Annotated in this window: 2 protein-coding genes; both read right to left on the reverse strand. The window is 72.7% G+C overall.

What is annotated here, in order from left to right; genetic code table 11:
- Positions 1 to 1,019 (reverse strand): chorismate-binding protein (locus CCR87_RS06450; RefSeq protein ID WP_201156738.1); only part of this gene is annotated, 1,019 nt, incomplete at its 3' end.
- Between the two features lie 7 nt (positions 1,020 to 1,026).
- The gene (locus CCR87_RS06455) at positions 1,027 to 2,880 is read right to left on the reverse strand and encodes a peptidylprolyl isomerase (RefSeq protein WP_201156739.1); all 1,854 of its coding nucleotides are present in this window, start codon (positions 2,878 to 2,880) and stop codon (positions 1,027 to 1,029) included.
- Between the last annotated feature and the right edge of the window lie 146 nt (positions 2,881 to 3,026).

Genomic DNA, 3,026 nt, shown 5'->3' on the forward strand with positions numbered 1-3,026 from the left:
TGTTCGACCAGCCGCACCATGTCATAGCCCAGATACCCGAACAGCCCCGCCGCGATGGGGGGCAGGTCGGCCGGCATGTCGATGCGGGCCTCGGCGATCAGCGCGCGCAGCCGCACGAGGATTTCCGGCGAGGCGCCGATCACCTGGAAGCCGCCGAAGTTGAAGAAGAACATGAACGGCGAGGGGTTGGTGCGCCGCAGGCTGCGATAGAGCGCGAAGGGCGGCAGCACGAAGGGCTGCGCCCAGCGTTGCGAGGGCACCACCTGAAAGATGTCGCCCGCGCGGATATAATCCTTGGCGCGCTCCACCGCGGCGAGGTAGCCGTCGCGGGTGAAGTTCGACACCGGCTCGCCGACCGGGGCCTGTGCGCCCAGGTCGCGGGTGTCGCCCGCGGGCTGGCGGTCGAGGTCGCGCAGCGCATCCATCACCCGCTCGGCGGCCTGGGCGTAGGCCGCGCGCGCCGACAGCCCCGAGGCGGCCCAGGCGGGCGCCACCACCGTCACCTCGCCCTTGACCCCGTCGAGCACCGCCACCACCGAGGGGCGCATCAGCACCGCGTCGGGCAGGTCCAGCGGGTCGGCGTTGGTCTGCGGCAGGTGTTCGACCAGCCGCACCATGTCATAGCCCAGATACCCGAACAGCCCCGCCGCGATGGGGGGCAGGTCGGCCGGCATGTCGATGCGGGCCTCGGCGATCAGCGCGCGCAGGCTGTCGAGCGGGGCTGCGCCCGCGTCCTCCCACGCCTCGGGATCGAACCGGGCCTGGCGGTTGATGCGCGCCGCCCCGTCGCGGCACTGCCAGATCAGGTCGGGCTTCATCCCGATGACCGAGTAGCGGCCGCGCACCTCGCCACCTGTCACCGATTCGAGGATGAAGCTGTCCGGCCGCGCCTCGGCGAGCTTGAGCATCAGCGACACGGGCGTGTCCAGATCAGCCGCAAGCCGGGCGTACACCAGCTGGTTGCGCCCCGCCGCCCAGCCGGCGGCGAAGGCGTCGAAGGACGGGGAGAGGGCGGTCATCGGATCCTCAGCGGAATTGCGCGTGGACGGCGTCCAGCGCGGTCTGGTCGATGCGGATGCCGGCCTCGCGTTCAAGCTGGCGTGCCCAGGCGGTGAACACGTCCTGTGCGAGGCTTGCGCGCACCTCCTCGGCGATGGCGTCGCGTTCGCGGCGGGCGGTGTCCGTGGCCGTGTCGGCGGGGCGGATGGCGCGCAGGGTGACGACAAAGGCGGTCTCGTCGCCCTCGATCACGCGGTGGCTGCCCTCGCGCGCGATCTCGAAGGCGGCGGCGACGACCTGCGGCGGCAGGTCCGACAGCCGGTCGGTGCGGCGCAGCTCGTCGTGGCGGGCGGTGGCAAGGCCGAGGTCCGCGGCGCTGTCGCCGGCCTCCAGCGCGGCGGCGATGTCGGCTGCGCGGTCGGCGACGCGGGCGCTGGCTTCGGCGCTGTCCCAGGCCTCCAGCACGCGCAGCTCGACCTCCTCGAAGTCCTGCACGCGGGCGGGCTCCTCGCCGTCGAGGCGCAGGGCAAAGACGCCACCGTCATCGAGCGCGAACATCTGCGGGAAATCGCCTTCGCGCGCGCCGGCGGCGGCCTCGCGGAAGCTGGCGTATCCGGCGATGCCGTCGCGGGTGCCGGGGCGCAGCACGATGCTGCCGGCTTCCAGGGCGGTCTGCGCGGCCAGCTCCTCGAGCGTGGCGCCACCGGCCAGAAGATCCTCGTAGTCGTCGAAGGCGTCCGACAGGATCACGCGTGCGCGCTCCAGCGACAGCTCGTCGCGCAGGGTTTCCGCGGCGTCCTCGAACGCGGTTTCCTGGGCATTGAGGATCGCCACGACGTTATAGAGCGCGGGGCCGAACGGGCTGGGCAGCGGGCCCGCGACGCCGGGGCCGGGCAGGGCGAACACCTCCGCACCCGCGGCGCCGAGCTCGGCCTCGGTCACGTCGCCCATGTCAGTGTCCTCCAGCGACATGCCGCGCCCGGCCACGATGTCGGCGAAATCCTCACCCGCGTCGATGCGCGCGCGGGCGGCATCGGCGTCGTCCGCGCTGGAGAACACCAGACGCTCGATGATGCGGCGTTCGGGGCGGCGGAATTCGTCGGCGCGGGCCTCGAAGGCCGCGCGCAGGGCGTCCTCGGGGACCGTCACGGTGTCGGCGATCATCGCGGGCGTGGCCCAGACATAGGCGATGCGCGGCCCCTCCGGCAGGGTGAACAGCGCACCGTTGTCGGCATGGAAGGCGCGCAGATCGGCCTCGGTGGGGGTGGGCACGGGGGCCTCCAGCGCGCCGCGGTCCACGGTGATCACCTCGATGTCGCGGCGCTCGGCGAACCAGTCGAAGATCACGCCGGTCATTGCCTCGGGCGCGGGCACGGCGGACACGGCGCCGGCCTGCAGGATCTCGCGGGCCAGCTCCATGCGGATGCGGTCCTCGAACTCGCGCTCGCTCCAGCCCTCCTGTTGCAGCGCGATGCGATAGGCGTCGCGGCTGAAGCTGCCGTCGATCCCGCGGAACGCGGGCACCGACAGGACCTCGTCGCGCACCGTGGCGTCGCCCACCGAGATGCCCAGCCGCATGGCCTCGTTCTCCAGCGCGGCGGTGGTCACCATCCGGCGCAGCACGGCGCGATCGAGGCCCGCGTCGCGCACCTCGCTCCAGGGCAGGGCGCGACCGGCCTGTTCCTGGATGCCGCGGATCTCGCGCTGAAGGGTGCGGAAGTAATCCTCGGCCGAGATCTCGCGCTCGCCCACCTGGCCCACGCTGCGCACCGAGCCGCCGAAGCCGTCCACGCCGAAGCCCGCCAACCCGATGATCAGCAGACCCAGGATGATCCAGACGATGAACCTCGAGGTCTTGCCCTTGCCGCCCGCCTTGGCCATGTGCCCCGCACCCCCCTTGCAAATCCGCCCCTTCCTAGTGGCAGCCACCCGGCGGGGCAAGCGGGGCTGACGGCGCGGTGATCAGGTGGCCGCCGCCGCCCCGTCCGGCAGGGGCAAGACCGGGCGGGCGGCGGCGGCCACCTGAT

Origin of the sequence: Rhodobaculum claviforme (assembly GCF_016653255.1) — a bacterium.
GTDB lineage: Bacteria > Pseudomonadota > Alphaproteobacteria > Rhodobacterales > Rhodobacteraceae > Rhodobaculum > Rhodobaculum claviforme.

What these genes read in the sequence shown, in the direction of transcription:
- CCR87_RS06455 (WP_201156739.1), bottom strand. Translation starts at nt 2,880, where the DNA reads ATGGCCAAGGCGGGCGGCAAGGGCAAGACCTCGAGGTTCATCGTCTGG.